Below are 26,678 nucleotides of genomic sequence, written 5' to 3'. Positions count from 1 at the left end.
CGAACCTGGATTCATGGCGAACACGAGTGCGCGGATGCTGCGGTTGCTCTCCCTTCTGCAGACACACCGCTTCTGGTCGGGGATCGAGCTGAGCGACAGGCTCGAAGTGAGCGAACGGACGCTGCGGCGCGACGTCGAACGGCTCCGCGAGCTGGGCTATCCGGTCAACGCGAGCCGCGGCGTCGCGGGCGGCTACCAGCTTCGGTCGGGCACGGTCATGCCGCCGCTGCTGCTGGACGACGAGGAGGCCGTGGCGATCGCGGTCGGCCTCCGGACGGCGGCGAGCGGTTCGGTGGAGGGCATCGAGGAGACGTCGGTCCGGGCGCTGACGAAGGTCGTCCAGGTGATGCCGCCGCGGCTGCGCAGACGGGTCGACGCGCTCCAGGCGTACACGACTCCGGCGGCCGTCACGGGCCCTCGCGTCAACGCCGCCAGCCTGACGGTGATCGCGCAGGCGTGCCGGGACGACGAGCGGCTGAAGTTCGACTACGCGGCACGCGGCGGCGAGGAGTCCGCGCGGCTGGTCGAGCCGCACCGGCTCGTCTCACTCGGACGGCGCTGGTATCTGGTGGCGTGGGACCTCGACCGGGTGGACTGGCGCACCTTCCGCGTCGACAGGCTCAGCGAGCCGCGCACCACCGGCGCCCGCTACCGGCCACGCGAGATCCCGGGCGGCGACGCGGTCAAGTTCGTCGAGGCCCAGATCAAGGCCAGGCCGACCACGCATACGTTGGTGGTCCGGGTCGAAGCGCCGAAGGACCGGGTCGAAGCGGCGGTGCGGTACCTCGGCGGCGCGCTCGAAGCGATCGACGGGACGTCCTGCCGTCTGACGATGAACGTCGACACCTTCGACTGGCCCGTGCTGATCCTCGCCGCCATCGGCGCGCCTTTCGAGGTCGAGAGCCCCTCGGCGTTCAAAGACCACCTCGCGTCCGTCGCCGCCCTCTTCAAGACGGCTAGCATCGGGCCGTGAGCACCTATGTCGCGGCCGAGGGCCGATACGAGAGCATCCCCTACCGCCGCACCGGGCGCAGCGGCCTGAAGCTGCCCGCCATCTCGCTGGGCCTGTGGCACAACTTCGGGAACGACAAGCCGCTGGGCACGCAGCGGGACATCGCGCGGCGCGCGTTCGACCTGGGCATCACCCATTTCGACCTCGCCAACAACTACGGCCCGCCCTACGGCTCGGCGGAGGAGAACTTCGGCAGGCTGCTGGCGTCGGACTTCAAGCCGTACCGGGACGAACTGGTCATCTCGACCAAGGCGGGCTACGACATGTGGCCCGGCCCGTACGGCGAATGGGGCTCGCGCAAATACCTGCTGTCCTCTTTGGACCAATCGCTCGGCCGGATGGGCCTGGACTACGTCGACATCTTCTATTCACACCGCTTCGACCCCGAGACGCCGCTCGAAGAGACGGTCGGCGCGCTCGACACCGCCGTCCGGTCCGGACGCGCGCTGTACGTCGGCATCTCGTCGTACTCGTCGGAGAAGACCGCCGAGGCCGCCCGGCTCCTGCGCGAACTGGGCACCCCGCTGCTGATCCACCAGCCGTCGTACTCGATGTTCAACCGCTGGCTCGAAGGCGACAAGCTGCTCGACACGCTCGAAACCGAAGGCGCGGGCTGCATCGCGTTCTCGCCGCTGGCGCAGGGACTGCTGACCAGCCGCTACCTCGACGGTGTACCCGAGAATTCCCGTGCGGCACAAGGGAAGTCGCTCAACCCGGACACGATCACCGAGAGCACCCTCGGCAAGATCCGGGCGCTGAACGAGATCGCCCAGCGGCGCGGTCAGACGCTGGCGCAGCTCGCGCTCGCGTGGGGCCTGCGCGACCCGCGGATGACGTCCGTGCTGATCGGCGCGAGCAGCGTCGCCCAGCTGGAGGACAACGTCGGCGCGCTGAAGAACCTGCACTTCACGAACGAGGAGCTGGCCGAGATCGACCGCTACGCCACCGAGGCCGACATCAACCTCTGGAAGCGCTCGACCGACGCGGGCTAGCCAATCGCGTTGCCCCACCGGGCCGGGGAGCCGAGACTGCGGGAATGACTTTCGAAGATCAGCTCGCCGAAGGAGAAGCCGTCCCGGTCGACGGCTGGGATTTCTCGTGGTTCGAAGGCCGGGCCACCGAGGAACGGCCGCCGTGGGGCTATTCGCGGTTGCTCGGCGAGCGGATGGCGGCGGCCGCCGCCGGGCTGGATCTGCAGACCGGCGGCGGCGAGGTGCTCGCGGGCATCCCGAAGCCGCCGCCGGTCCTCGCCGCCACCGAAGGCTGGGCGCCGAACGTCGAGGTGGCGCGGAAGACTCTCGCGCCCCTCGGCGGACAGGTGGTCGAGGCCGAGTACGACGCGCCGCTGCCCTTCCCCGACGAGTCCTTCGATCTGGTGAGCAGCCGTCATCCGATCGCGAATCCGTGGCGGGAGATCGCCCGCGTGCTGCGTCCGGGCGGCACGTTCCTGTCGCAGCAGATCGGCGCCGGCACCGTGCGGGAACTGAAGGAGTTCTTCCTCGGCCCGCAGGACTACGGCGACTGGACGCCCGACGTGCTGCGCGTCGAGGCCGAAGCCGTCGGACTCCGGGTGGAGCGGCTCGAACCGGCGAAACTGCGGATGGAGTTCTTCGACCTCGCCGCGATCGTCCACTTCCTCCGGAAGGTGATCTGGATCGTGCCGGGGTTCGAGGTCGGGAAGTACCGCGACGAACTCGCGGAACTCCACCGGATGATCGAGACCGACGGGAAGTTCGTCGCGCACTCGCGGCGGGTGCTCGTGGAGGCCGTCAAGCCCGGCCACACGTTCGGGTGATCACCGACTCGATGTCTTGAGTGGACGCGCTCGCGGGTGCGATACCTGCGGGCGTGTCCAGCTCCGCACCGCGCCAGCTGGCGCTCACCTCCGCGGCCCAGATCCTCGCCATGGGCCTGTGGTTCTCCGCGTCGAGTGTCGTCCCCGCTTTGCGCGGCGAGTGGGCACTGTCCACTCAGGGCACTGTGCTGCTCACCGCTTCGGTGCAGGTCGGCTTCGCGGCGGGCGCGCTGGTGTCGGCCGTCGCCAATCTCGCGGACCGGCTCCGGCCCGAGCGTCTGCTGGCCGCGAGCGCCGCGACGGGCGCCTTGCTGACGTTGCTCTTTCCCTTGTGCGGAAACCAGTTCTGGCTCGCGGTACTGCTGCGATTCGGCACCGGGATGGCACTGGCGGGGGTCTACCCGGTCGGGATGAAGATCGTCGTCTCGTGGTTTCCGAACAGCCGCGGGCTCGCCCTCGGTGTTCTGTTGGCCGCGCTCGCGCTCGGCTCGGCATCACCCCATCTGCTGGCCGGGAACCTCCCGGGGTGGCGGACGGTACTCGTGGTCGCGTCCCTTCTCGCTCTCGGCGCGGCGGTGCTGGCCGTGCTCTTCGTCCGCGTCGGCCCAGCCGCCCGGCGTTCGCCGCCGTGGGAACCGCGGTACCTGCTCACCATGGCGCGCGACCGGCGTCAGCGGCTGATCGCGTTCGGTTACTTCGGCCACATGTGGGAGCTTTACGCGTTCTGGACCTGGATCCCGGCCTACGCGGCCGCGGCGTCGAAGACCTCGCCGGGCACGGTGAGCCTGCTCGCGTTCACCGTCATCGGCGTCGGCGGGGCGATCGGCTGCCTGCTCGGCGGCGCGCTGTCGGACCGGTTCGGGCGGATCGACGTCGCGCTCGCGGCGCTGGCCGTCAGCGGGACGTGCTGTCTGGTCTCGGCCCTCGTTTTCGGCGGTCACCCCGCGATGCTGGGCACACTGCTGTTCGTCTGGGGTATCGCCGCGATCGCCGACTCCGGCCAGTTCTCCGCCGCGTTGAGCGAGGCCGCGGACGCCCGTTACGTCGGTACCGCGCTCACCGCGCAGACCGCGATCGGTTTCCTGCTCAGCGCGCTGACCATCCAGGGCCTGCCGGTGCTCGCGGACGCCGTCGGCTGGCGGGCGGCCGCCCCTGTACTGGCCGTCGGGCCGCTACTGGGCGTGATCGCCATGGCGCGGCTCCGCTCCCCCGTGTGCCCGGCGCGCTAGCGCAGCGGGTCCCGCGGCGAGGGCAGATGCGAAGTGTCCGGGAACATGTGGAGCGCGCGCAGGGCCGCGCCGAGTTCGGCGATGTCGGCCGGGTCGGTCAGCGAACGGCCGAGCTCTTCGGAGATCCGCTTCAGGCGGTGCCGGATCGTGTTGGGGTGGCAGAACATCCGCTCCGACGTCAGTTTCGTGGAGCCCTGGCATTCGAACCACGCCCGCAACGTCAGCAGCAGCACGTTCCGGTCGTCGCCGGGCAGGTCGAGGATCGGCCGGAGCACGTGGTGCGCGAGCTGGACCGACGCCTCCGGCGCGCTGGCGACGAGGCCGGCGAGCGGGGATTCGTTGAACTGCACCATTCCCGTCGTCCCCGGCAGCATGCTGGAGAGCGCGACCCGCGCGAGGTGCAGGGCGCGGGAGGTGTTCCCGAGACCGGTGAACACCGGGCTGACGCCGATCCGGCCGGTCTGGTTCTCCCGCAGCAGCCCGATGATCACCTGGGACGCCGCCGGATCCCGCATCGAGACCACGCCGACCTGCAGGTCCGGGGTGAGCCGCCAGGCGGACGCGTGATGCCGTTCGCGCAGCCGGTTTTCGATCTGCGGCAACGGTTCGTGCCCGACGCGCGGGGTCTCCGCCGCGACGACCACGTAGGTCCCGTCGAGCGAGAGTTCCAGGACGCGCGCGATGTCCCACAGTGTGCCTTCGGTGGCCGCGCCGCCGGCGAACAGCGCCTCGACCAACGCCGAGCGCCTGCTTTGGTGCGCCAGCATCACTTCGGCGGTGGTGTCGCGGTAGGTCGTCGTCAGCGCCTCGGCGTAGTCGTCGATCAGCGCCCAGATCGCCGACGTCGCGGCGACGAGGCCGCGGAGGTCCTGATGCTCGCCCGAAGCGGTCAGTTCGACGAACCGGTTCCACACTTCGGTGAGCCCGATGCGGTAGGCCCGCAGGAGTTCCGGCAGCGGAGCGCCCTGCAGCGCCCGTGCGCGCCCGGTCGCCCGCGCCTGCGCGAGGTCGGGCTCCTCCGTGCCGCGCAGGGTCCGCATGACGAACTCGAGGTTGTTCCGCACCGACGTCCGCAGTTCGGCGAGGGTGACGAACTGCGCGTCGCGGTACACCGGCATTTCGGCGCGGATCTGCTCGACGGTGCCGTCGATGAGTCCGGGCAGCTGTTTTTCGACCTCGACCGCCAGTTCGGCGACGATGACGGCCGAGCCTTCGCGGAGCACAGTTTCGTAGTGCATGGACGTCCTCCGGGGCAGGGACTCCTCGTCGAGTCCCTGGGGCCGTCATCTAACACGACTTGTCCGGAGGTGGCCTGTCGAAGCGGAAAGACTCCGCTGGTGCGGCGGGAAACCGGGATTCCCGCCGCACCAGCGGGATTTTCACATCTTCGCGGCCGCGCTCTTGATGGCTTCGCGGATCCGGAAGTAGGTGCCGCACCGGCAGACGTTCTGGATCGCGTCGATCTCGGCGTCCGTCGGGTTCTTCGTCTTCTTCAGCAGCGCCACCGCGGCCATGATCTGCCCCGGCTGGCAGTAGCCGCACTGCGCGACGTCCTGCTCCAGCCAGGCCTCCTGCACCGGGTGCAGGTCGTCACCGTCGGCGAGGCCTTCGATCGTGGTGACGTCCTTGCCCGAGCAGTCGGACACCGGCGTCACGCACGGGTTGAACGCCTCGCCGTCGAGGTGGCTGGTGCAGGCCTTGCAGACGTTGATCCCGCAGCCGTACTTCGGCCCGCGGACGCCGAGTTTGTCCCGCAGTGCCCACAGCATGGGCAGATCCGCGGGCGCGTCGACGGTGACGGTCTTCCCGTTCACCGTGAAGGTGTAGTTGGGCATCGGAACTCCTTGGCGGGGAAGGAAAGTCAGCGGGGGAACGGGTCGAAGTCGATCGGGAAGTTGATCGGGAAGCTGCGCGGTTTGATCCCGGTCGCCCGCGCGTAGGCGTTCCCGATCGCGCCGACCGGCGCCGGCACGCCGAGCTCCCCGGCACCGCCGATCTCGCCCGTCTCCGGCATGACGAACACCTTGACGTCCATCGGCGAGTTCTTCTGCCGCGCGTAGTGGAACTGCGAGTAGCTCCCCTCCAGCGGCAGCCCCTTGTCGATGTGCAGGCCCGCGGTCAGCGTGGTGGAGATGCCGTCGGTCAGGCCGCCGAGCATCTGCGCCTCGATCCCGCGCGGGTTGATCGGCTTGCCGACGTCGACCGCGATGGTCGCCTTGGTGACACGCGGCTTCTTCGGGTCGCGGGCGTCCATTTCGACGAGGCACGCGGTGTACGACTTGTACTCGCCGTGCACGGCGACACCCTGTGCGAAACCCTTGGGCATCTTCTTGCCCCACTCGCCGAGTTCCGCGACCTTGTCCAGCACGGCACGCTGCCGGTCGTTCTTGATGAACTCGCGCCGGAACTCCACCGGGTCCTTGCCGAGCTTCGCGGCGATCTCGTCGACCATGATCTCTTCCGCGCCGCGCGTGCTCGACGAGTACACCGACCGCCAGGCACCGGTGTGGAAGTCCACCGGAACCTCGTTGAGCAGCTGCGTGGTGACGCCGAAGTTGTACGGCGACTTGACCGTCAGCAGGAACACCGTCTGCGCGAAGCTCAGGTTGCCGCCGACCGGGAGTTCGGCGGCGAAGGCGGTCAGGACCTCGCCGAGGCCGTGGCTCCAGTCGGTCTCCACGCTGGCGACGCGGTGTTCGAAGGTGAGCACCTGGCCGAGGGCGAAGGTGGCGCGGATCTTGTGGTGGCTCGCGGCGCGGGCACGGCCGTGGCGCATGTCGTCGATGCGGCTCCACATCAGCCGCACCGGCCGTTTGAACGCCTTGGAGGCGCGCGCGGCCTCGATGGCGCCGTCGGAGAACAGCCGCCGTCCGAACGATCCGCCCGCCTGCTGGACGTGCACGACGACCTTGTTCTCGGGCAGCCCGAGTTCCTGCGCGATGTTCTGCTTCGCGAGGATCGGCACCTTCATCCCGGACCAGATGGTCGCGCCGTCCTCGCGGACGTCGGCGACCGCCGAGTTGGTCTCCAGCGGGGCGTGGCTGGCGAAGGCGAAGTCGAACTCGCCGTCGACGTACTGGGTCAGCAGCGGCGGAACGACGAACGGGAGCGCCGCGGCCTGCAGCTTCTTCTTGATCGTCGCGTTGTTCTCCCCGTCGACGGTGCCGCCGTTCCAGCTGACGTCGAGGGCGTTCTTGCCGTCCAGCGCCTGGCCGAAGGTCTCGGCCATCACCGCGACACCGGTTTTGATGACCGCGATGTCGATGATGCCCGGCATCGCGCGCACGGCGGCCTCGTTGTTGACCTTCGCGACCGTGCCGTTGATCGTCGGCGGGCGGCGGACCATCACCGGCTTCGCGCCGGGGATGTCCAGGTCGAGGGTGTACTTCAGCTGCCCGGTGACCATCGCGCGGGCGTCCTTGCGCGATTGCGGCGTGCCGATCAGCTTGTGCGCGGACTCCGCCTTCGGGGTCGCGGTGAGTTTGCCGAGGTCGGCGCGGGCGGCCGGCTTGGCCAATGCGCCGTAGTCCGCGCGGCGGTCGTCGGGGGCGATCACCGCACCGTCCCTTGTGGACAGCCGGTCTGCCTTCGCGCCCCACTGCTGAGCGGCGGTCGCGACCAGGCGGGCGCGGGCGGCGGCCGCCGCGGTGCGCACCGGGGTGTAGAGCGAGCGCATCGTGTTGGAGCCGCCGGTCAGCTGGTTGAACAGCAGTTCCGAGCGGGCGTCGGAGAGGACGACGTCGACCTGGTCGAGCGGGAGGTCCATTTCTTCGGCGACCAGCATCGCGTTCGCCGTGGTGATGCCCTGGCCGACCTCGGTCCGCGGCAGTTCCAGCCGGACCCGGCCGTCTTCGCGGACTTCGAGGACCAGCAGGTTCGCGGTCGGGGCGTTCGACAGGATCAGCACGTCGCCGAGGTCGAGGATCTCGGCCGGCCCCGGCGGGGTGGGGATGACGGCTTCGGCTTCTTCGGGCGCGACGGTGTCGATGCCGATCTTCGTGGCGATCGTGAGGGTGGGCGCGGCGACGAGGAAGGTCAGGAACCGGCGGCGGCCGAGGCCTCCGGGGTCCGGAGCCTCGCTGCCGTGGCCCTCAGCGGTGGTGGGACTGGCCATCGGGAAGATCCCTTCGAGAGCGCGCGGAGCAGGCGGGGACCCTCGCGCGGCCTGGGGTTGGATGGCGACACGCTAGGCATCGGCATTCGGCCTAGTCAACGCGGAGTAGTCGTGTCGCCCCATCTGTGTGACGAGGTGACAGCGGAAGGGCTCAAATGTGTGACGCGCCACAGGCGGGCGTCAGATGGAGTCGCGCTCCCGGCCCGCTTCGAGCAGGTCTTCGCGGGCGCGCGCGACGCGCGAACGCACGGTGCCGACCGGGCAGCCGCAGATCTCGGCGGCCTCGGCGTAGGAGAGGCCCAGCACCTGGGTGAGCACGAGGACCTCGCGCCGCTCCGGGTCGAGCCCGTCGAGCAGCATCCGCAGCTCCACCAGGTCTTCGAACCCGGCGACCCCCTCGGCCTGGCGGGCGCCGCGACGTTCGGCGGTGGCCTCCCAGTCGACGTCGGCGAGCTTCGGGCGCGCCGAAGCCGCCCGGATACGGTCGACGACCACCCGGCGCGCGATCGACAGGAGCCAGGTCCGCGAGGACGACCGGCCGGCGAACCGGCGCAGGCTGCCGAACGCGCGGAGGTACGTCTCCTGGGTGAGATCGTCGGCGGCGGCGACGTCGGCGAGGTGCGCGACGAAACGCCAGACGTCGGCCTGGGTGGCACGCACCCACTCCTCGAGCGCCCGCCGGTCGCCGCGGGCGGCGGCGAGAGCGAGCTCGGTCACCCGCTCGTCGTCGTGGTTGCGCGCCCCGGCCATACGAGAAACGTAGCAGCGTCCCGGGAACCGGGGCAGGCCCGCGCCCGACAAGTGAGACGTGAAGTGCGAGACCTGCCGCGAGGCCCTGTCGGCCCGGCTCGACGGCGAAACCGAACCCGCCCCGCCCGAGGTGGTCGACCGGCATGTGGCCGGCTGCGCCGCCTGCCGGTCGTGGCTCTCGCGCGCCGAACGGCTGCACCGGACGCTGCTGCTGCGTCCGGCGCCCCCGGTCCCGGACCTCACCGCCGTCATCCTCGAACGCACCCCCGCCCCGCCGAGTGAGGGCTGGCCGGCCAGGATCGCGCTCGCCCTGGTCGCGATCGCGCAGCTCGGCCTCGCCTTCGCCCAGCTGCTGGGCGTCGAAGACCACACCGCGGGACACGGCACGGAATCCCTGATCGGGCACCTTTCCCACGAAAGCAGCGCGTGGAACCTCGCCGTCGGCGTCGGGCTCGGCTGGGCGGCCTTCCGCACGAAGGCGGCGTCCGGGCAGTTGCCCGCGCTGACCGGTTTCGTCGCGCTTCTGCTGGCGTTGTCGGCGGGCGACCTCGTCACCGGTCAGGTGACCGCCGGACGCGTGCTCACGCACGGGTTGGTCGTCGCCGGACTGCTGTTGTTGTACGTGGTGAACCGGCAGCACCGGCTCCGCAACCGCCCCAGCCCGGCGACGACGGCCGACCATCCGGGTTCCCACAGCGCGGAAACCGGCCACGAGACCGGCGAAGCCCCCGATCGACCCCGGCAGCACAGGGGATTCCGGCGGCCGGCGAGCCGCCACGTCGCCTGACGCCATCTGGTCTAGACCATTACCGGTCACTGGGAGCACGCGTCCGGATACCGGGTGAATCGCGGTTTTTCGCGCGCGGCGTGCGCGATTCGCGGCGCGGGCACGTTTATCGTCGCCTGGGACCACCGAATGTAAACCTTCTTGCCCATTTCGGGCCGGAGGCGGATAACTTTGGTGGAACACCTTGGTTCGACAGGAGGCGAAGCTCGTGGTTGGCGCAGAAAACCCACCCGTCGGCACCCCCGCCGGGATGCGGAAGATCAATCAGCGCGCCGTGCTGGACCTCCTGCGCCGCAGCGGCCCGGCGACGCGGCCCCAAGTCGCCAAGGACACCGGTCTTTCGAAACCCACGGTGAGCCAAGCGTTACTGGCCCTCGAAGCGGCCGGTCTCGCCAGGGCGACCGGGCACACCTCGACCGGCACCGGCCGGTCCGCCGTCCTCTACGAAGCGGATCCCACGGCGGGTTACGTCCTCGGTGTCGACATCGGACGCGAGCACCTCCGCGTCGCCGTCTCGGATCTCGGCCACACCGTGGTCGCCCGCCGTGACGAGCGGAACACCTCGCGTTCGGGCACCGCGCTCGTCAGCGCCGTCGGCGCCCTCGCGGCGGCGACGGTGCGCGAAGCGGGACTGTCGCAGGCGGACATCGTCGTGCGCGTCCTCGGCTCCCCCGGCGTCGCCGACCCCGACAAACGCTGCTTCCGGCACGCGCCGAACCTGCCCGGCTGGGGCAAGGCGGGCCTGCTCGACGAACTCGAAGGCGTCCTCGGCCCGGACCTCATGGTCGAGAACGACGCGAACCTCACCGCCGTCGGCGAATGGGAACGCGGTGCCGCGCGCGGCGCGTCCGTGTTCGGCTGCATCACCATCGGCACCGGCGTCGGGATGGGCGTGATGGTCAACGGCCAGGTCTTCCGCGGCGCGACGGGCGCGGCGGGCGAGATCGGCTACCTGCCCTACGGCCAGTCGCACGCGGCGAGCGAGGGCGAGGACGCCCCGCCGGTCCGCGGCCACCTCGAAGAGGCGACGGCGGCGCAGTCCGTCGTGCGCGGCGCGCGGGAACTCGGCCTCGGCACGGCGAAATCGGCCCGCGAGGTCTTCCGCCTCGCCCGCGACGGGGACGAACTCGCCCTGCGCGCCGTCGAGGCGGAGGCCGACAGGCTCGCGTACACCGTGGCGTCGGTGGCGGCGGTGATCGACCCCGAACTGATCGTGCTCGGCGGCGGCATCGGCACCGCGGCCGATCTGCTGCTCGACCCGATCGACCGTGCCCTGCGCTCGTTCACCCCCCTGGTCCCCTCGGTCGTCCAGGGCGAACTGGGCGACGACGGCGTGCTGACCGGCGCGATCAGCGTCGGGTTGCGCGCCGCCGAGGGGCTGGTCTTCGAACGCAAGGTGGGCGCGGCCTGAGGCATTACCTCCGCGGTAATCGACAGCGGGTGCACGCTGTTCCTATGACCAGAGCCAAGAAGATCGTCCTCGACTGCTTCGAGAACATGTTCGTGCACAAGGACTTCGTCGCCGCGGGCGCGAACGTGCACCCGGATTTCGTCACCCACAGCCCGGGTTTCCCCTCGGGCCGTGACGCTTTCGTCGAAGCCATGCGGAATTCACCGATGGCGGACGCGGACGTCGCGGTGAAACGCGTGATCGCCGACAACGAGCACGTCGTCGTCCACCTGCACGTCGTCCGGCCGGGCGAGGAACCCGGTGCCGCCGTCGTCGACATCGTCCGCGTGGCGGACGGGCTCATCGTGGAGCACTGGGACGTCAAGCAGCCGGTACCGCCTGGCGCCGAAATGTTCTAGGGCTTGATGATCAGGCAGGTGCTCGACGCCGTCGCGAGCACCTTGCCCTGCCCGTCGCGGATGTCGCCCTCGGCGAACGCGACGCGCGAACCGGCCTTCACGATCCAGCCGTGCGCGCGGATCTCGCCCACCGAACCGGAAATCGCGCGCAGGTAGTTCACCTTCAGCTCCACCGAGGTGTAGCCGACACCGGCGGGCAGGGTCGAGTGCACCGCGCACGCCACCGCCGAATCCAGCAGGGTCGCCGCGACGCCGCCGTGCACGGTGCCGATCGGGTTGTAGAGCGACTCGTCCGGCGTCGCGGCGATCACGACGTCACCCTCGGCCACGCTCACCCAGCGCATGCCGAAATGCGCCGAGATCGGCGCGGGCGGGATCCGGCCCTCGGCGATACCGGTCAGGTAGTCGAGCCCGGACAGTTCCCGGCCGAGCCGGGCGGTGGGCAGCGGATCCTGCCAGGTCACGGTCTTCTGCCTGGTCTGTCCGGTGACGTCGATGGTCATGGCTGCCTCCTAAGACGATCGTCCTAGGCTTTCCTAAGACGGTCGTCCTAGTCAAGGACTATGCTGGACACGTGTCCGACACCACCACCCGCGAGCGGATGATCTCGACCGCGATGACGCTCTTCCGCCGTGAGGGCTACCAGGCGACTTCGTGGCGGCGGCTGGTCGAGCAGGCGGGCACGCCGTGGGGGTCGGCATACCACCACTTCCCCGGCGGCAAGGAGCAACTCGCGGTCGCCGCGATCGAACTCGGCACCGCCGTCGTGGCGAAGACGGTCCGCCGAGCCTTCGAGCGCAACGAGACGGTCGAAGACGCCGTGGCCTGGTGGTATCGCAAGGCGGGTGAAGCACTGGCCGCCGACGACTACCGCGGTGGCTGCCCGCTCGCCACGATCACGCTGGAGATGGCGCACGCCTCCCCCGCGATCACCAAGGCGTGCCAGGACGCGTTCGCCGCCTGGCACAAGCTACTCGTCGAGCTGCTCGGCGACGTCGAGGATCCCGAAGACGTCGCGACGGCCATCATGAACAACCTCGAAGGCGCCCTGCTGGTCAGCCGGGTCCACCGGTCGCCGGAACCGCTGGAGAGGGCCGCGCGGCACGTCGCGCTCGTGGTCCGTGCCGCCTGACGAAGCCGAGCGCCCACCGGCGAGCGCGGGTAGCGTTGCCAGGCATGATCGGTCTGCCCGACACCATCACGGCCTGTCTCTTCGACCTCGACGGCGTGCTGACCGGAACCGCGGCCCAGCATCGCGCGGCGTGGAAGCGCACGTTCGACGAGTTCCTGCGCGCCCGCGACGGTGACGCGTTCTCGCCGTTCACCGACACCGACTACGCGGCCTACGTCGACGGAAGGCCGAGGGCCGACGGCGTCCGCACCTTCCTCACCTCACGCGGGATCGAACTGCCCGAAGGCAACCCCGACGACGACATCGACGCCGCCACCGTCAACGGGGTCGGGAACCGGAAGAACCAGCTGGTGCTGAAGATCATCGACGAGGAGGGTGTGACGCCGTACCCCGGTTCCGTCCGGTATCTGGAAGCGGCGAAGGCGGCGGGACTGCGCATCGGCGTCGTCACTTCGTCGGCCAACGGCGCCAAGGTGCTCGACGCCGCCGACCTGACCAAGTTCGTCGAAGCGCGGATCGACGGGATCGTGATCGCCGAGAAGAACCTGCGCGGCAAACCGGCGCCCGACTCCTTTCTCGCCGGCGCCGAGGCGTTCGATGTCGCACCGGCGAACGCGGCCGTCTTCGAGGACGCGCTCGCGGGCGTGCAGGCGGGCAAGGACGGCGGTTTCGGTTACGTGGTCGGGGTGAACCGCGCGCACCAGGCGGGCGAGCTGCTCGCGCACGGCGCCGACGTCGTGGTGGACGACCTCGCCGAACTCCTGGAGGACCACAAGTGAGCGAAGCGCTTTTCCGCGGCTACGAGGTCGCGCCCTGGGAGCTGCGCTGGCACGGGATGGACGTCGACGCGTTGCAGCGCACCGAATCGGCGTTCGCGGTGTCCAACGGGCACATCGGCCTGCGCGGCACACTGGAGGAGGCGGAGCCGCGCGGCCTGCCGGGCACCTATCTCAACGGTTTCTACGAGCAGCACGACCTTCCGTACGCGGAAACCGGTTACGGCTACCCCGAAGAAGGCCAGACCGTCGTCAACGTGACCGACGGCAAGATCCTCCGGCTGCTGGTCGAGGACGAACCGCTCGACATGCGCTACGGCCAGGCCACCGAACACGACCGCGTGCTCGACTTCCGGAAGGGCACCCTCGCGCGCGACACCGTCTGGTCCTCGCCGACCGGACGCCGCGTCCGGGTGAAGACCGAGCGCCTGGTCTCGTTCACCCAGCGCGCCGTCGCCGCGATCCGGTACGAGGTCGAACCGCTCGACGACGATCTCCAGCTGGTGGTGCAGTCGGATCTGCTGGCGAACGAACCGATCGAGTCCGACACGCGCGATCCGCGGGTCGCCGCGGCACTCGAATCGCCGCTGGTCGGCGAATACCACCACGCGGAGGCGTATCACGCGGTGCTGGTGCACCAGACCCGGCGATCCGGGCTGCGGATGGCCGCCGCGATGGACCACAAGATCGACGTCTCCGACGGCGTGCGCACGCATATCGAGGCCGAGGACGACCTCGCGCGGCTCACCATCGCCGTCGACGTGCCCAAGGGCGGCCGCCTGCGGATCACCAAGTTCCTCGCCTACGGCTGGTCCGCGCAGCGTTCGGTGCCCGCGGTGCGCGCCCAGGTCGAGGCCGCGCTGGCCGGGGCCCGGCAGACCGGCTGGAAGGGACTGCTCGCCGAACAGAAGGAGTTCCTCGACGATTTCTGGGAGACCTCGGACATCGAGATCGACGGCGACCCGGAACTGCAGCAGGCCGTGCGGTTCGCGCTCTTCCATCTCCTGCAGGCCGGGGCCCGCGGTGAGACGAGGGCGTTGGCGGGCAAGGGTTTGACCGGCCCCGGCTACGACGGCCACGCGTTCTGGGACACCGAGACCTTCGTCCTGCCCGTGCTCACCTACAGCATCCCGGACGCCGCCCGCGACGCCCTGCGCTGGCGTCACTCCACTTTGGACAAAGCGCGGGAAAGGGCTACGCAGCTCGGTTTACGCGGGGCCGCGTTCCCCTGGCGGTCCATCAACGGCGCGGAATGCTCGGCGTACTGGCCGGCGGGCACGGCGGCGTTCCACGTCAGCGCGGACATCTCCGACGCCGTCGTGCGGTATCTCAACGCCACCGGCGACGACGAGTTCATGCGGACCTGCGGCGCCGAACTGCTCCTGGAAACCGCGCGGTTGTGGGTTTCGCTGGGGCATTTCGACCGGCGGGGCCGGTTCCGGATCGACGGGGTCACCGGGCCGGACGAGTACTCCGCGGTGGCGGACAACAACGTCTACACGAATCTGATGGCCCGCCGGAATCTGTTCTACGCCGCCGAAATCGTCGGCCAGCACGACGACATCGCCCGGCGGTTCGAGGTCGGCGAGGACGAGGTCGCGTTGTGGCGCAAGGCCGCCGACGCGATGCTGGTGCCCTACGACGAGGACCTCGGCGTGCATCCGCAGTCCGAAGGGTTCCTGGAGCACGACGAGTGGGATTTCGCGGCCACGGACCTGGATTTCTACCCGCTGCTGCTGAACTTCCCGTACTTCGACCTGTACCGCAAGCAGGTGGTCAAACAGGCCGATCTGGTGCTGGCGCTGCATCTGTGCGGGGATTCCTTCACCCCTGAACAGAAAGCGCGCGACTTCGCCTACTACGAGGCGATCACCGTGCGGGATTCCTCGCTGTCCGCGGGAACGCAGGCCGTGGTGGCGGCCGAGGTCGGGCATCTCGAACTGGCCTACGACTACCTCGCCGAGGCGGCGCTCACCGACCTGCACGACGTGCACAACAACGTCCGCAACGGACTGCACCTTGCCTCGCTGGCCGGCGCGTGGCAAGGCACCGTCGCCGGATTCGGCGGGCTGCGTGACCACGGCGGGCGGCTGACCTTCGCGCCGCGGCTGCCGCCACAACTGCGGCGGATCGCGTTCCGGCTGACCTTCCGCGGCACCCGGTTCCAGGTCGAGATCGACGGCGAGAGCGCGACCTACCACGTGATCACCGGGGAACCACTGGAACTGGCGCACCACGGCGAGACGTTCACGGTCACCGACGAACCGGTGCGGCTGCCGATCCCGGCGATCGACCCGGGCCCGGCGCCGACACAGCCCGCGGGCCGCGCTCCGGCGAGGAGGCAACCGAAGGACGCGTGATACCCGTCAGTCCGGCGGTTCGATCGGCGCCTCGCCGCCACCCGGCACGTCGTCGACCTCCTTGGTGCCGTGCGGCCCGACGTCACGGTTCGGCGCGCTCGGCACGTCGGTCTTCGGCTGGATCCCGCGGAGGTCGTCGAGGTCTTCTTCGTCGTCCTGCCCGAAGCTCTTCTTGCTTTCCCTCATGTGTCCGGGGTACCCGTTCGCGGCCGGATGCGCCAGTCTTCAGGCGGCTTTCGCCGGTTTGCCGTCCAGCGTGACCAGCCCGTCGAGCATGCCGAGCAGCAGTCCGTCCCTGGTGGACCACGGGCAGATGGCGACCTGACCACCCGAAAGCGTCAGCAACGCCTCGGCGACGATCGCGCCCGCGAGCGCCTGATGCGAACGCTGGCGCGAAATGCCCGGCAGTTCGGCGCGGCGTTTCGCGGGCAGCTTCGCCAGCCGCGGGATCCACGCTCGGAGGTCGTCCAGGTGCAGTTCCCTGGAGCGGGACGGCCGGTCGCCGGCGAGCCGGGCGAGCTGCCGCAGCACCTTGGAGCAGCCGACGGCGTGATGGTCGCGGATCTGCGGCAGGACGTCCCGCATAGCGTCGCTGACCTCGTCGAGCACGTGTTCCCGCATCGCCCGCACGACCTTGGGTGACGGGCATTCGGTGCTGAACCAGTCCCGGGTCAGCGAGCGCGCGCCGAGCGGCAACGAATGCGCGAACCCGGCCTCCTCGGCGTCCCCCGCGGCGAGTTCGACGGTCCCGCCGCCGATGTCGAGCACGAGCAGCCTTCCGGCGGAAGCCCCGTACCAGCGGCGCGCGCCGACGTAAGCCAACTCCGCCTCGCGGCGGCCGGTGAGGAAGCGCAGTTTGACCCCGGTCGCCTTCGCGACATCGCAGACGACCTGCTTCACGTTGGCCGCGTCGCGGATCGACGACGTGGCGAGCGGGTAAACGTCCTCGACGCCGTGCTTGGCGGCCATGGTCATCCCGGCCTCGACCGCGGAGGAGACCGCGTCGATGCCGCGCCGGGTCAGGTTCCCGTCATCGTCGAGTTCCCGGTCCAGCCGCAGCCGCGTCTGGTGGCTCAGCACGGGGTCGAGTGGCGAACCACCCTTGGCCAGGACGACCAACCGTGCACTGAACGACCCGACGTCCAGGACCGCGGCGGACGGCTCGCCGATCTGCTTGCGCACGCGAGGCACCTCACCTTCGTCGCGAACGGATTCCCCCGAGGTCTCGCTTTCACTCCTGATAATGGCGGATTTCCCCGCCGTTCAGGCGTGATTCACGTTCTCTTTCCACCGGGAGGCCGTTTTTTGACCACGAAGGGGGTACACCGGCGCAGGTCAAGTATACCGTATCGATACAGGTGAGAGGTTCGCCTCCCCCCTGCGCGCCTAGTCGACGAGTTCGCGCAGCTTCGAAACCTGCGCCACGCGGGCCTCTCGGCCGGGCAGCAGCGGGTTGACCACCAGCGTGGTCGCACCGGCCTCGCGGAAGGCGGCCAGCCGCTCCTTGACGTAACCCTCGGGACCGATCAGCGAGATCGCCCTGATCAGTTCCTTCGGCACCGCCGCGGCGGCTTCTTCCTTCTTTCCGTCCAGGTAAAGGTCCTGGATGAGCTTCGCCTCGGCCTCGTAGCCGTACCGCTGGGCGAGACTGTTGTAGAAGTTCTTGCCGCGCGCGCCCATACCGCCGATGTAGAGCGCCAGCATGCCGCGAAGGTGGTCCAGCATCCCTTCGACGTCGTCACCGATCGCCAGCGCTGTGCCGACGAAGGTGTCCAGCTCGCCCAGCGACGGGTCACGTTTCGCCTTGCCCTCGGCCAGGGACGCGCCCCAGACGTCGGCGGCCTTCTCGGGGTGGAAGAAGATCGGCTCCCAGCCCTCGGCGAGCTCGGCGGTGAGCGCGACGTTCTTCGGGCCGATGGACGCCAGCAGGATCGGGATCCGCTCGCGCACCGGGTGGTTGATCAGCTTCAGCGGTTTGCCGAGCCCCGTGCCCTGCTCGGGTGGCAGCGGGATCGAGTAGTGCGTACCGGAGTGCACCACCTTCTCCCGCCGCCACACCTGACGGCAGATGTCGATGATCTCGCGCGTGCGCCCGAGCGGAGCGTCGTACTTCACGCCGTGGAAACCCTCGATGACCTGCGGACCCGAGGCGCCGATGCCGAGCGTGAACCGGCCATCGGACACGAAGTCGAGCCCGGCGGCGGTCATCGCGGTCAGCGTCGGCGTCCGCGTGTAGATCTGGAAGATGCCCGACGCGATCTGGACGCGATCGGTCTTCGCCGCGACGTAGCCGAGCTGGCTGACCGCGTCGAACGAATAGGCCTCGGGGACGAAGACGATGTCCAGCCCGGCCTTCTCCAGCTCGACGATGTCGGCCACGCTCTCGGCGAACCCGCCGGCGTAGCTGATCGCGGTCCCGATCCTCATCCGCATCTCCTCGTGAAGTTACTGAGCGCTCGCTTAGCGACAGTATGCGCCGGGACCACGCACTTCGCCTGTGTTCCGGCTCACTGCGCGGCCACCCACTCCTTCACCACGTCGTCCAGGACCCGCAGCGGCAGGATGCCGTTGCTCAGCACGACCTCATGGAAGCCCTTGATGTCGAACCGGTCCCCGAGCGCGGCCTCGGCCTCGGCGCGGATCCGCTCGATCTCCAGCCGTCCCACCATGTACGACAGCGCCTGCCCCGGAACGGCGGCGTAGCGGTCGATCTCGGCCTCGATCTCCACCCTGGCCATCGGCGTGTTCTCGGCCAGGTAGTCGACGGCCTGCTGACGGCTCCAGCCGAGCGCGTGCATCCCGGTGTCGACGACCAGCCGCCCGGCGCGCATCGAATCCTGGGTGAGCATGCCGAACCTGGTCAGGTCGCTCGAGTACAGGCCCATCTCGTCGGCGAGGCGCTCGGAGTAGAGACCCCAGCCTTCGACGTAGGCGTTGACGTCGGCGTGTCCGCGCAACATCGGCAGGCCCTTGAGCTTGTGCGCGATGCAGATCTGGAAATGGTGCCCCGGAACGGCTTCGTGGAAGGCGATCGCCTCGCTCGTGTGCTTCGGGCGCTGCTCGGCCTCGTAGGTGTTCGCGTAGTAGGTGCCCGGCCGCGAACCGTCGAGCGACGCCTCGATGTAGTACGCCAGCGTGCCGCCGGGTGCCTCCGCGGGCGGGACCGGCTCGACCTCGCACCGTTCCTCGGGAACGGTCGAGAACCACTCCGGCGCGACGGCTTCGGCACGCAGGATGGCATCACGCGCGGCGGTGAGCAGCTCGTCGCCGTCTCGCCAGCGCAGCGCCGGGTCGGTACGCAGCCGTTCGAAGATCTCGTCGAGATCCTTGGTACCGAAGATCTTCTCGCCCAGCTCGCGATACTGGTCGGCCAGTTTCGCGATCATGCCGAGGCCGGTGTCGTGCAGATCCTGCGCCGTGCGCTCGGTGGACGTGTGCGCCCGGATCAGCGCGGCGTACTTCTCCTGCCCGCCGGGAAGCGCGCAGAGACCCGGCTCCTTTTCGGACTTCGCCACGGGACGCAGCTCGGTGGCGAGGAAGTCGCGATACCGGGTGTAGGCGGGCCGGACGACCTCGGCCAGCAACCGGTCCCGTTCGGTCTCGTAGCCCTCCACGGAAACGGACGCGGTGAGCGCCAGCGGATCGCCCGCCTCGTCGCCGAGATAGCGCTCCACGTAAGCGATCCCGCCTTCGACGAGGAAGCCGGGCGGGACCAGCCCGTCGGCCGCGGCCGCGCGCTGGCGCACGATCAGGGCGTCCAGGTAGGCGCCGAGGCCCTCCAGCCGCTTCAGGTAACCGCGGACCTTCTCCTCGTCGTTCAGCGACAGCACCGCGAGTTCGTTGAGCAGGAACAGCGCGGGCGAGGCCAGCCCGTCGCTGACCGAGAACTCCGCGGCGCGCGAATCGATGACGTCGACCATCGCCTTCGCCTGCTGGATCACGACCTCGCGGGTGACCGCCTCGGCCGGGGAAAGTCCTTCGGTGGCAAGGGCTTCGGCCCGCTCGGCGATGGCGACCGCCGACGCGCGCTGAGCGGCAGCCGCCTCCGCGCTCGGGTCCGGCAAGGAGCCTTCGTCGCCAGGGAGGCCGAGCAGGGAGCGCCACAGCGGAAGCTCCTCGAACTTGAGTTCCATCAGCTCCTCGGCGAGGCCGTTCGGGGTGTCGCCGAGGCCCTTCACCCAGTCGCGGACCACACCGTCCAGCACCGAAAGCGGCAGCGAACCGCCGCCGAGCACGACGTCGTGGAACGCCTTGATGTCGAACCGGCTGCCCAGCGTCAGCTCGGCCGCGGCGCGGATGCGCTGGATCTCCAGCCGTCCCACCATGTACGACAGCGCCTGGCCGGGGAAGGCGATGTACCGGTCCACTTCGGACTCGATCTCCACGAGCGCCATCGGCGTGTTCTCGGTGAGGAAGTCGATGGCCTGGCGGCGGCTCCAGCCCAGCGCGTGCAACCCGGTGTCGACGACCAGCCGTCCGGCGCGCATCGAGTCCATGGTCAGCATGCCGAGCTTCGCGATGTCGTCGGAGTACAGGCCCATCTCGTCGGCGAGGCGCTCGGTGTACAGGCCCCAGCCCTCGGCGTACGCGGTGAAGTCGCCGATGCGGCGCAGCAACGGGAGCTCGGTGAGCCCCTGCGCGAGGCTCAGCTGGAAGTGGTGGCCGGGGATGGCCTCGTGGAAGGCCGTCGCCTCGGCCGCGTGCCGGAACCGCTCCTCCGCCTTGTGGGTGTTGGCGAAGTAGATGCCGGGGCGGGAGCCGTCGACCGCGGGCCACATGTAGTACGCGGCGGGCGCGCCGGGCGCGGATTCGGCGGGGACCGCCTCGACCGTCCACGGCTGCGGCGGGATCCGGCCGAACCAGTTCGGCGCCTCGGCCTCGGCCCTGGTGATGGCCGCGCGGGCCGAGTCGAGCATCTCGTCTGCGCTGGACCAGCGCAGGTCCGGGTCGGTGCGGAGCTTGGTGAAGATCTCCTGGAGGTCGCTGGTGCCGAACACCCGGGAGCCGTACTCGCGGTACTCGCCGGCGAGGCCCGCGATCACGTCGAGACCGGTCTGGTGCAGCTCACGCGGGGTGCGGACGGTCGTGGTGTGCATCTCGGCGAGCAGGGCGTAGAGGCGCTCGCCGTCGGGCAGCCAGCAGACGCCGGGCTTGTCCTCGGGACGGCCGTGCGGCGCGATCTCCTTCGCCAGCACCTCCCGGTACTCGGCGATCGCGGGACGGACGGTGTCGCGCAGCAGGTCGGCGCGGCGGGTCTCGAAGTCCTCGTTCGGCGCGGGCTGGCGCAGCAGCGGATCGGCCGAGGGCTCGGCGAGGTGGCGGTCGAGGTACGCGACGGCGGCGTCGACCAGGTACGCGACCGGGACCAGGCCGCGGGCGACGCCGTCCCGGTGCCGCTGCGCGGCCTGCCGCAGGTACTCCGGGATCGCGGCGATCCGCCCGAGATGGGCCTCCGCCTGCGCGTCCGTGCCGACCGACATCATCGGCAGCACGGTGAGCACCTCGGCGGCGGGCGAGATGAACAGGTCGCTGATGGTGAACTCGACGAACCGCGAGTCCAGCAGGGCGATCCTCGCCCGCGCCATCGCGATCAGGACGTCACGGGTGGTCTTCTCCTCCGCGCTCAAACCGTCGGTGGCGAGTGCCTCGGCCCGCTCGGCAAGCCCGGCCAGCCGCGCGCGGAAAGCGTCCCCCGCGGCCTCGCTGAGATCGGTGAGCCCGGTCGATTCCGGACGGAAGCCCTGCAAAGCGGGCATGACCGGCTCGGCGTCGAAGAGGGCTTCGACGAACTCGTCGGCGAGGGCGGAGACTTCGCTCATGTTTTCTTTCCCCAGTGGTCGTTGGAGGCGGTATCCCCGACCCTAATGGAGAGCGAGTACTACCGAAGCCGGGATTTGCGGCCTCTCCCCGCGGCGCCGGAGGCGAGACGGTAGCGTTCCCCGACGTGGCCGTGACCGATCCCGTGGACATCCGCCTGCTCGCCGCCCTCGCGGACCTGGGCAAGGCGGCCGTACACGAACTCGCGGCGAAGGTCGGGATGGATCCGCGCGAGGTCGCGTACCGCCTGGTCGCCCTCTCGGGCAGCGGGTTGCCCCTGCTCGTGGGCGTGGAGAGCGACCCGAACGGGCTACGCTCCGCCATCGCCGGCTCGCCGCCCTCCTGGGCCCAGCAGCCCCCTCAACAACCCCAGCGTCCGCCGGGGCACTCCGGGCCGCACAACATCCAGGGCACTCCCTCGGGGCCGTACAACGTCCAGGGGACGCCTTCGGGCGCGTACAACGTGCACGGCACGCCTTCGGGCCGCTACCCCGGTCCGCCGTCGGCCCCGCTGCGCCAGCCGATGGCGCCGCCGCAGCCACCGCCGCGTCCGCCCGCTCCGCCGCAGCAGCAGTTCGCCCCGCCGCCGACGGCGCCCGCCGACCCGGTGATGAGCACCTGGGGTGTGCCCCAGACCGCGTCCTGGGCGCGCGGCGACGAACAGCAGGTCACCCCGCAGGCCGCCCCGGAGGGCAAGAAGGGCCGGACCGGCGACGTGATGGAGACCCAGGGCCTGGAGGGCGAGCAGCTCACGGTCCAGTTGCTCGAGGTCCAGGACCCGGCGGACTACCTGTTCAGCGCGGCGGGCTACTCACTGGAGGCCGGGGAACGGTCGGTCGTGGTGCACACCGAGATCACCAACCGCGGGAACATCCCGTTCGTGTCGCTTCCGGACAACTACCTCGAACTGCTCACCGCGGACGGCAAGCCGATCGCGAAGGCTCCGGTCTCCCTGACGTCGCGGCCGCCGCACAAGATCGGCGTCCGGCCCGGCGAGACCCTCGGCGGGCACACCGTCTACGTGCTGCCGGACGCCACCCGCGTGGTCGCCGTGCGCTGGTCGCCGCGGCCGGAACCCGACGAGCGCACGCTGACCTGGTCGATCGAGGACTAGCGCGCCCCCTTTCCGCATTCAGAGGACTAAATGCGGCTCTTCAGGTCACGGCGAGGCAACGGCAGTGAAGGCCCCCTTGAGGGACTCTGGGTCCCTCAAGGAGGCCTTCACGGACAAGCGGACTCGGCCTTCGCAGCTGCCCGGATGTCATGAAAGGGCCGTTCAGGACACATTTCGTCCTGAACGGCCCTTTCATGACATCCGGCACCGATTCTGTCGCCTCACAAGTACGTGAAGGACCCCTTCACTGCGCTAGACGCAATGAAGGGGTCCTTCACGTACCCGCCCGCATTCAGAGGACTAAATGCGGAAAGGGGCTAGTTCTCGTCCTGCAGGATCCGCAGCGCGTTCGCCAGGTCGTCCGGGTACTCCGACTCGAACTCGACCCAGCGCCCGTCGGCCGGGTGCGCGAAGCCGAGCGTCTTCGCGTGCAGCCACTGCCGCGAAAGCCCGAGCTTGCGCGCCAGCACGGGGTCGGCGCCGTAGGTCAGGTCGCCGACGCACGGATGCTTGAGCGCCGAGAAGTGCACGCGGATCTGGTGCGTGCGGCCGGTCTCCAGCTTGATCTGGGCCAGTGACGCGGCACGGAAGGCCTCGACGACCTCGTAGTGCGTGACGCTGGGCCGCCCGCCCTGGACGACGGCGAACTTGTAGTCGTGCCGGGGGTGCCGGTCGATCGGCGCGTCGATGGTGCCGCGCGTCGGGTCCGGGTGGCCCTGCACGATGGCGTGGTAGCCCTTGTCGACGGTGCGTTCCTTGAACGCCCGCTTCAGCACGGTGTACGCGTGCTCGCTCTTCGCGACGACCATCACGCCGGTGGTCCCGGCGTCCAGCCGGTGCACGACACCCTGGCGTTCGGCCGCGCCGGAGGTCGCGATCCGCAGCCCGGCGGCGGCGAGCCCGCCGACGACGGTCGGCCCGGTCCAGCCGGGGCTCGGGTGTACGGCGACGCCGACCGGCTTCGAGATCACCACGATGTCGTCATCGTCGTGCAGGATCTTCATGCCCTCGACGGGTTCCGCGACGACCTCGACGGCCGAAGCCGGGTCGGGCAGGGTCACTTCGAGCAGTCCGCCGGCGGTCAGCCGGTCCGACTTCCCGGCGGGCTTGCCGTCGAGGTGGATCTCGCCGGATTCGGCCAGTTCCGCCACGACGGTGCGGGAAAGTCCCAGCAGCTTCGCCAGCCCCGCGTCGACGCGCATTCCGTCGAGCCCGTCGGGGACGGGCAGCATGCGCGCGCTCATTCGGTCGCCGCCTTCTTCTTGTCCTTTGTGGATGTTCCGTCGTAGTCCTTGCCCAGCAAGGAAAGGATCACGATGAGCACGCCGCCGACGCAGATCGCGGAGTCGGCGACGTTGAAGATCGCCCAGCCCTGCCCGTTCGGCGCGAAGGCGGAGATCATGTCGACCACGTGCCCCTGCAGCGGGCCGGGGGCACGGAAGATGCGGTCGGTCAGGTTGCCGAGCGCTCCGGCCAGCACCAGGCCGAGGCCGATCGCCCAGCCGACCGAGCGCAGCCGCCGCGACAGCCAGACGATGGCGATCACGACGGCGATCGCGACCAGCGCGAGCACCCAGGTCAGCCCGGTCGCCATCGAGAAGGCGGCACCGGGGTTGCGCACCAGCTGGAAGTACACGAGCCCGCCGAGGAACTCGACCGGCTGCTTGCCCTCGAGCGTGGACACGGCGATCTGCTTGGTGAGGAGGTCGATCCCCCACAGCACCGCGGCGACGACGAACACCACGGCGACGCGCTTCTTGGGCAGCGGCGGCGATGGTGGCGCGGTTTCGGGCTCTGTACTCACTCCCCCATTGTCCACTGAGCGGGTTCAGGCCTCCTCGGCGGCCGCCTTCGGCCTGCTCAGCAGGGCCGCGAACGCCCCGGCGAGCGCGACCAGCGACGACAGCACCAGCGCGAGCTGTCCTTGCGGCGGCACGACCGCGCAGACCACGAACGCCGCCGCCACGACGAGCACCAGCACGCTGCGTTCCAGCCAGGCCAGCAGCACCAGGCCGATCGTCAGCAGGATCGCGCTCCGGGTGTCGCCGTCGAGATCGAATTCCCAGTGGCCGACCAGGTCGGCCAGCGCGATGGCGACCAGTCCGCCGACCGCGATCGCGGCGACCTTCCACCACGGCATGGTCTTCGTCCGAAGGGCGTAGAACAGCACCGTGCCGAGGTAGACCGCGAACACGGCGAACAGCCAGTTGTCCATCCTGCCGATGGCCCCGGACGAAACCGCGGTCAGGGGCGTCCCCGCGTTCTGGACGGAGCCGAACATGCCGCCGTCCCCGTTGGGCACGTAGGCGAACCACCCTTCGGACCGGCGCGTGCCGACGGACAGGGCCACCACGGCCAGCTGGGCGAATCCCAGCAGCGCCAGCGGAAACCAGTAACGCGGTCGCTCGTTCCCCATGCGGGGTGAGGGTAGTGGGTCAGGCGCAGAACGGGGGCAGTTCGCGCGGATCGTTTTCCGGCACCCAGCGGCCTTCCGGCTTCTCGTACTGCCAGCGGGCGCCACGGGCGACGATCTGGCGCAACGCCAGGACGATCCGGTCCACGTGTTCGGTGGTGCTGCCCAGGCCGAGGCTCACGCGCACGGCCTGCTGGCCCGTCGAACCGGCGACGGCGATCAGCCGTTTGGTCGCCACGTGCGCGCAGAACGCGCCGTCCCGCACGCCGATGCCGTACTCCGCGGAAAGGACCGCGGCGAGCCAGCCAGGGTCGAAGCCGTCGACGACGAAGCTGAGCGTGCCGACGCGGTCGACCGGCGCGTCGAACAGCCGCAGTTCGGCGAAGCCGGGGATGGCGGCGAGACCGCGACGCAGCCGCGCCAGCAGTTCCTCTTCGTGGGCGACGACGCCGTCCCAGTTCGCGGCCAGCGTCTCGCAGGCGACACCGAGCGCGTAGACGCCGACAGTGTTGGGGGAACCGGCTTCGTGCCGCTCAGGTCCGGAATTCCAGACCACGGAGTCACGGCTGACGAGCTTCGTCGCTCCGCCGCCGGCGAGGTACGGCTGGGCCGCGCGCAGCCAATCGGCGCGGCCGATCAGCGCGCCGGCACCGAAAGGCGCGTACAGCTTGTGGCCCGACAGCGCGACGTAGTCGACGTCCAGTTCGCGCACCGAGATCTTCCGGTGCGGCGCGAGCTGCGCCGCGTCGAGCGCGATCCGGGCGCCGTGCCGCCGCGCGACGGCCGCGATCTCCTTGACCGGCAACAGTTCCCCGGTCACGTTGGACGCGCCGGTGAGCACGACCAGCCGCGGCCCCTGCGGGCAGTCCGCGAGCGCTTCGTCCACAGCGGACACCGCGGCGAGGCGGGTGCGCGGCGTCTCGATCCGGCGAACGTTCGGCCCCTTCCACGGCAGCAGCGCGGCGTGGTGCTCGGTGTCGAACACGACGACCGACGTGTGCTTCGGCAGGCTGCGGGCGAGAAGGTTGAAGGAATCGGTGGTGTTGCGGGTGAACACGACGGTGTCGGTCGATCGAGCGTCGACGAAGTTTCGCAGGATTCCGCGGGTGCGCTCGTAGAGCTTGGTGGAGACCTGCGAGGCGAACCCGGCCCCGCGGTGCACGCTGGCGTACCAGGGCAGGAACTCGTCGACCGCGGCCCGCACCTTGTCCAGGCAGGGGGCGCTCGCCGCGTGATCGAGGTTGGCATAACCGATGTCGCCGCCGGTGACCAGCGGAACCCGCAGACCGGCACCCGCGACCGTCGGGATTTCTTGCGTGGCAACGGTTTCAGCAGGGGTGCCGGTGCGTTCGAGAGCGAGAGTCATCATCATCCTCCGGGCCAGGGGACCCGACGAGGATCCCGCGCTTGCCCGTCGCACCACGCGACGAGCCAGGTCCTCACCCGGGGCACCCCACCGCGGAAGGAGGGTTGCCGGTCAGCTAGCCGGGGCTTGACGCTGACACTCGTGACCTACGGACGAAGTTAGCGGATGGGCGGGCGATCGAGCCAGCCCTCGTCCGCATCTTGA

Annotated in this window: 24 protein-coding genes and 1 riboswitch; of the genes, 11 read left to right on the top strand and 13 right to left on the bottom strand. The window is 70.0% G+C overall.

The window, feature by feature from the left end; translation table 11 throughout:
* Window positions 1-13: 13 nt before the first annotated feature.
* From AMK34_RS37790 to AMK34_RS37775, 4 genes are read left to right on the top strand one after another with little or no spacing between them, the layout of a single operon-like run.
* On the top strand, window positions 14-973 hold the full coding sequence (locus AMK34_RS37790) for a helix-turn-helix transcriptional regulator (protein WP_241832949.1): 960 nt from the start codon (window positions 14-16) through the stop codon (window positions 971-973).
* Window positions 970-2,004 carry an L-glyceraldehyde 3-phosphate reductase gene (gene mgrA / locus AMK34_RS37785; protein ID WP_037344950.1) on the top strand — a complete coding sequence of 345 codons (1,035 nt, stop codon included), beginning with the start codon at window positions 970-972 and terminating at the stop codon, window positions 2,002-2,004. Before AMK34_RS37790 ends, mgrA begins: the two co-directional genes overlap by 4 nt.
* A 44-nt stretch (window positions 2,005-2,048) precedes the next feature.
* Entirely contained in the window at window positions 2,049-2,807 is a 759-nt protein-coding gene (locus AMK34_RS37780; protein WP_073848537.1) for a class I SAM-dependent methyltransferase, read from the top strand.
* A 53-nt stretch (window positions 2,808-2,860) separates the two neighbouring features.
* Window positions 2,861-4,036, top strand: coding sequence for an MFS transporter (locus AMK34_RS37775; protein WP_073848535.1), 1,176 nt, complete (start codon window positions 2,861-2,863; stop codon window positions 4,034-4,036).
* Here the strand turns inward: AMK34_RS37775 and AMK34_RS37770 are convergent.
* The 4 genes from AMK34_RS37770 to sigC form a co-directional block, all read right to left on the bottom strand.
* On the bottom strand, window positions 4,033-5,274 hold the full coding sequence (locus tag AMK34_RS37770) for a PucR family transcriptional regulator (RefSeq protein WP_037344945.1): 1,242 nt from the start codon (window positions 5,272-5,274) through the stop codon (window positions 4,033-4,035). The two genes, AMK34_RS37775 and AMK34_RS37770, sit on opposite strands and share 4 nt — an antisense overlap.
* A 141-nt stretch (window positions 5,275-5,415) precedes the next feature.
* Entirely contained in the window at window positions 5,416-5,871 is a 456-nt protein-coding gene (locus tag AMK34_RS37765; RefSeq protein WP_073848534.1) for a (2Fe-2S)-binding protein, read from the bottom strand.
* Window positions 5,872-5,897: 26 nt separating this feature from the next.
* A complete protein-coding gene (locus AMK34_RS37760) occupies window positions 5,898-8,150 on the bottom strand; it encodes a xanthine dehydrogenase family protein molybdopterin-binding subunit (protein WP_073848533.1) in 2,253 nt (750 codons plus the stop codon).
* A 180-nt stretch (window positions 8,151-8,330) separates the two neighbouring features.
* The gene (sigC, locus tag AMK34_RS37755) at window positions 8,331-8,900 is read right to left on the bottom strand and encodes an RNA polymerase sigma factor SigC (protein WP_073848532.1); all 570 of its coding nucleotides are present in this window, start codon (window positions 8,898-8,900) and stop codon (window positions 8,331-8,333) included.
* A 58-nt stretch (window positions 8,901-8,958) separates the two neighbouring features.
* Between sigC and AMK34_RS37750 the strand changes: the two genes are divergently transcribed.
* From AMK34_RS37750 to AMK34_RS37740, 3 genes are all read left to right on the top strand, one after another.
* On the top strand, window positions 8,959-9,687 hold the full coding sequence (locus tag AMK34_RS37750; protein ID WP_073848531.1) for a zf-HC2 domain-containing protein: 729 nt from the start codon (window positions 8,959-8,961) through the stop codon (window positions 9,685-9,687).
* Between the two features lie 208 nt (window positions 9,688-9,895).
* Window positions 9,896-11,098: an ROK family transcriptional regulator gene (locus tag AMK34_RS37745; RefSeq protein WP_037344942.1), complete on the top strand. Its 1,203-nt coding sequence runs from the start codon at window positions 9,896-9,898 to the stop codon at window positions 11,096-11,098.
* A gap of 44 nt (window positions 11,099-11,142) precedes the next feature.
* Window positions 11,143-11,496 (top strand): nuclear transport factor 2 family protein, encoded by a 354-nt coding sequence (locus AMK34_RS37740; RefSeq protein WP_073848530.1) that lies wholly within the window; start codon window positions 11,143-11,145, stop codon window positions 11,494-11,496.
* Here the strand turns inward: AMK34_RS37740 and AMK34_RS37735 are convergent.
* Window positions 11,493-11,999, bottom strand: a complete 507-nt coding sequence (locus AMK34_RS37735; RefSeq protein WP_016335907.1) for a PaaI family thioesterase — start codon at window positions 11,997-11,999, stop codon at window positions 11,493-11,495. The genes AMK34_RS37740 and AMK34_RS37735 overlap by 4 nt on opposite strands.
* 71 nt (window positions 12,000-12,070) lie before the next feature.
* Here AMK34_RS37735 and AMK34_RS37730 point away from each other — a divergent pair, with 71 nt between their 5' ends.
* The 3 genes from AMK34_RS37730 to AMK34_RS37720 are packed head-to-tail and all read left to right on the top strand — an operon-like array spanning window position 12,071 to window position 15,764.
* A complete protein-coding gene (locus tag AMK34_RS37730; RefSeq protein WP_241832948.1) occupies window positions 12,071-12,628 on the top strand; it encodes a TetR/AcrR family transcriptional regulator in 558 nt (185 codons plus the stop codon).
* Between the two features lie 44 nt (window positions 12,629-12,672).
* Window positions 12,673-13,407 carry an HAD family hydrolase gene (locus AMK34_RS37725; RefSeq protein WP_073848529.1) on the top strand — a complete coding sequence of 245 codons (735 nt, stop codon included), beginning with the start codon at window positions 12,673-12,675 and terminating at the stop codon, window positions 13,405-13,407.
* A gap of 56 nt (window positions 13,408-13,463) precedes the next feature.
* Window positions 13,464-15,764, top strand: coding sequence for a glycoside hydrolase family 65 protein (locus AMK34_RS37720; protein ID WP_143202759.1), 2,301 nt, complete (start codon window positions 13,464-13,466; stop codon window positions 15,762-15,764).
* Window positions 15,765-15,770: 6 nt separating this feature from the next.
* On the opposite strand, the gene AMK34_RS37715 is transcribed toward AMK34_RS37720, so the two are convergent.
* From AMK34_RS37715 to AMK34_RS37700, 4 genes are all read right to left on the bottom strand, one after another.
* Entirely contained in the window at window positions 15,771-15,950 is a 180-nt protein-coding gene (locus tag AMK34_RS37715) for a hypothetical protein (protein ID WP_038510487.1), read from the bottom strand.
* Between the two features lie 39 nt (window positions 15,951-15,989).
* Window positions 15,990-16,946 (bottom strand): Ppx/GppA phosphatase family protein, encoded by a 957-nt coding sequence (locus AMK34_RS37710; RefSeq protein WP_038510484.1) that lies wholly within the window; start codon window positions 16,944-16,946, stop codon window positions 15,990-15,992.
* Window positions 16,947-17,150: 204 nt separating this feature from the next.
* Window positions 17,151-18,191 carry an LLM class F420-dependent oxidoreductase gene (locus AMK34_RS37705; RefSeq protein ID WP_038510482.1) on the bottom strand — a complete coding sequence of 347 codons (1,041 nt, stop codon included), beginning with the start codon at window positions 18,189-18,191 and terminating at the stop codon, window positions 17,151-17,153.
* Between the two features lie 80 nt (window positions 18,192-18,271).
* On the bottom strand, window positions 18,272-21,583 hold the full coding sequence (locus AMK34_RS37700; RefSeq protein WP_073848527.1) for a DUF885 domain-containing protein: 3,312 nt from the start codon (window positions 21,581-21,583) through the stop codon (window positions 18,272-18,274).
* Between the two features lie 125 nt (window positions 21,584-21,708).
* Here AMK34_RS37700 and AMK34_RS37695 point away from each other — a divergent pair, with 125 nt between their 5' ends.
* Window positions 21,709-22,695 carry an AsnC family protein gene (locus AMK34_RS37695; protein ID WP_073848526.1) on the top strand — a complete coding sequence of 329 codons (987 nt, stop codon included), beginning with the start codon at window positions 21,709-21,711 and terminating at the stop codon, window positions 22,693-22,695.
* Window positions 22,696-23,012: 317 nt separating this feature from the next.
* Here AMK34_RS37695 and AMK34_RS37690 read toward each other — a convergent pair whose 3' ends face one another.
* The 4 genes from AMK34_RS37690 to AMK34_RS37675 are packed head-to-tail and all read right to left on the bottom strand — an operon-like array spanning window position 23,013 to window position 26,474.
* Window positions 23,013-23,939, bottom strand: a complete 927-nt coding sequence (locus AMK34_RS37690) for an RluA family pseudouridine synthase (protein WP_038510474.1) — start codon at window positions 23,937-23,939, stop codon at window positions 23,013-23,015.
* Window positions 23,936-24,499, bottom strand: coding sequence for a signal peptidase II (gene lspA, locus AMK34_RS37685; RefSeq protein ID WP_037344928.1), 564 nt, complete (start codon window positions 24,497-24,499; stop codon window positions 23,936-23,938). The genes AMK34_RS37690 and lspA overlap by 4 nt, the downstream gene beginning before the upstream one ends.
* 24 nt (window positions 24,500-24,523) lie before the next feature.
* On the bottom strand, window positions 24,524-25,111 hold the full coding sequence (locus tag AMK34_RS37680; RefSeq protein WP_073848525.1) for a hypothetical protein: 588 nt from the start codon (window positions 25,109-25,111) through the stop codon (window positions 24,524-24,526).
* Between the two features lie 19 nt (window positions 25,112-25,130).
* Complete coding sequence (locus AMK34_RS37675) at window positions 25,131-26,474, bottom strand: aminotransferase class V-fold PLP-dependent enzyme (RefSeq protein ID WP_038510469.1); 1,344 nt, start codon at window positions 26,472-26,474, stop codon at window positions 25,131-25,133.
* A gap of 32 nt (window positions 26,475-26,506) precedes the next feature.
* A riboswitch (SAM riboswitch) is annotated at window positions 26,507-26,621 on the bottom strand.
* Window positions 26,622-26,678: the final 57 nt, after the last annotated feature.

The organism is Amycolatopsis sp. CB00013, from assembly GCF_001905755.1.
Classification (GTDB): domain Bacteria; phylum Actinomycetota; class Actinomycetes; order Mycobacteriales; family Pseudonocardiaceae; genus Amycolatopsis; species Amycolatopsis japonica.
Note: the sequence above shows the minus strand (reverse complement) of the source record. Positions and strands in the feature narration are given on the sequence as shown.

Excerpts from the sequence above, each read along its gene's own strand:
- AMK34_RS37790 (WP_241832949.1), top strand. The coding sequence starts at position 14 with ATGGCGAACACGAGTGCGCGGATGCTGCGGTTGCTCTCCCTTCTGCAG.
- AMK34_RS37780 (WP_073848537.1), top strand. The coding sequence starts at position 2,049 with ATGACTTTCGAAGATCAGCTCGCCGAAGGAGAAGCCGTCCCGGTCGAC.
- AMK34_RS37770 (WP_037344945.1), bottom strand. The coding sequence starts at position 5,274 with ATGCACTACGAAACTGTGCTCCGCGAAGGCTCGGCCGTCATCGTCGCC.
- AMK34_RS37765 (WP_073848534.1), bottom strand. The coding sequence starts at position 5,871 with ATGCCCAACTACACCTTCACGGTGAACGGGAAGACCGTCACCGTCGAC.
- AMK34_RS37760 (WP_073848533.1), bottom strand. The coding sequence starts at position 8,150 with ATGGCCAGTCCCACCACCGCTGAGGGCCACGGCAGCGAGGCTCCGGAC.
- sigC (WP_073848532.1), bottom strand. The coding sequence starts at position 8,900 with ATGGCCGGGGCGCGCAACCACGACGACGAGCGGGTGACCGAGCTCGCT.
- AMK34_RS37740 (WP_073848530.1), top strand. The coding sequence starts at position 11,143 with ATGACCAGAGCCAAGAAGATCGTCCTCGACTGCTTCGAGAACATGTTC.
- AMK34_RS37735 (WP_016335907.1), bottom strand. The coding sequence starts at position 11,999 with ATGACCATCGACGTCACCGGACAGACCAGGCAGAAGACCGTGACCTGG.
- AMK34_RS37725 (WP_073848529.1), top strand. The coding sequence starts at position 12,673 with ATGATCGGTCTGCCCGACACCATCACGGCCTGTCTCTTCGACCTCGAC.
- AMK34_RS37720 (WP_143202759.1), top strand. The coding sequence starts at position 13,464 with ATGGACGTCGACGCGTTGCAGCGCACCGAATCGGCGTTCGCGGTGTCC.
- AMK34_RS37715 (WP_038510487.1), bottom strand. The coding sequence starts at position 15,950 with ATGAGGGAAAGCAAGAAGAGCTTCGGGCAGGACGACGAAGAAGACCTC.
- AMK34_RS37705 (WP_038510482.1), bottom strand. The coding sequence starts at position 18,191 with ATGAGGATCGGGACCGCGATCAGCTACGCCGGCGGGTTCGCCGAGAGC.
- AMK34_RS37700 (WP_073848527.1), bottom strand. The coding sequence starts at position 21,583 with ATGAGCGAAGTCTCCGCCCTCGCCGACGAGTTCGTCGAAGCCCTCTTC.
- AMK34_RS37690 (WP_038510474.1), bottom strand. The coding sequence starts at position 23,939 with ATGAGCGCGCGCATGCTGCCCGTCCCCGACGGGCTCGACGGAATGCGC.
- AMK34_RS37680 (WP_073848525.1), bottom strand. The coding sequence starts at position 25,111 with ATGGGGAACGAGCGACCGCGTTACTGGTTTCCGCTGGCGCTGCTGGGA.
- AMK34_RS37675 (WP_038510469.1), bottom strand. The coding sequence starts at position 26,474 with ATGACTCTCGCTCTCGAACGCACCGGCACCCCTGCTGAAACCGTTGCC.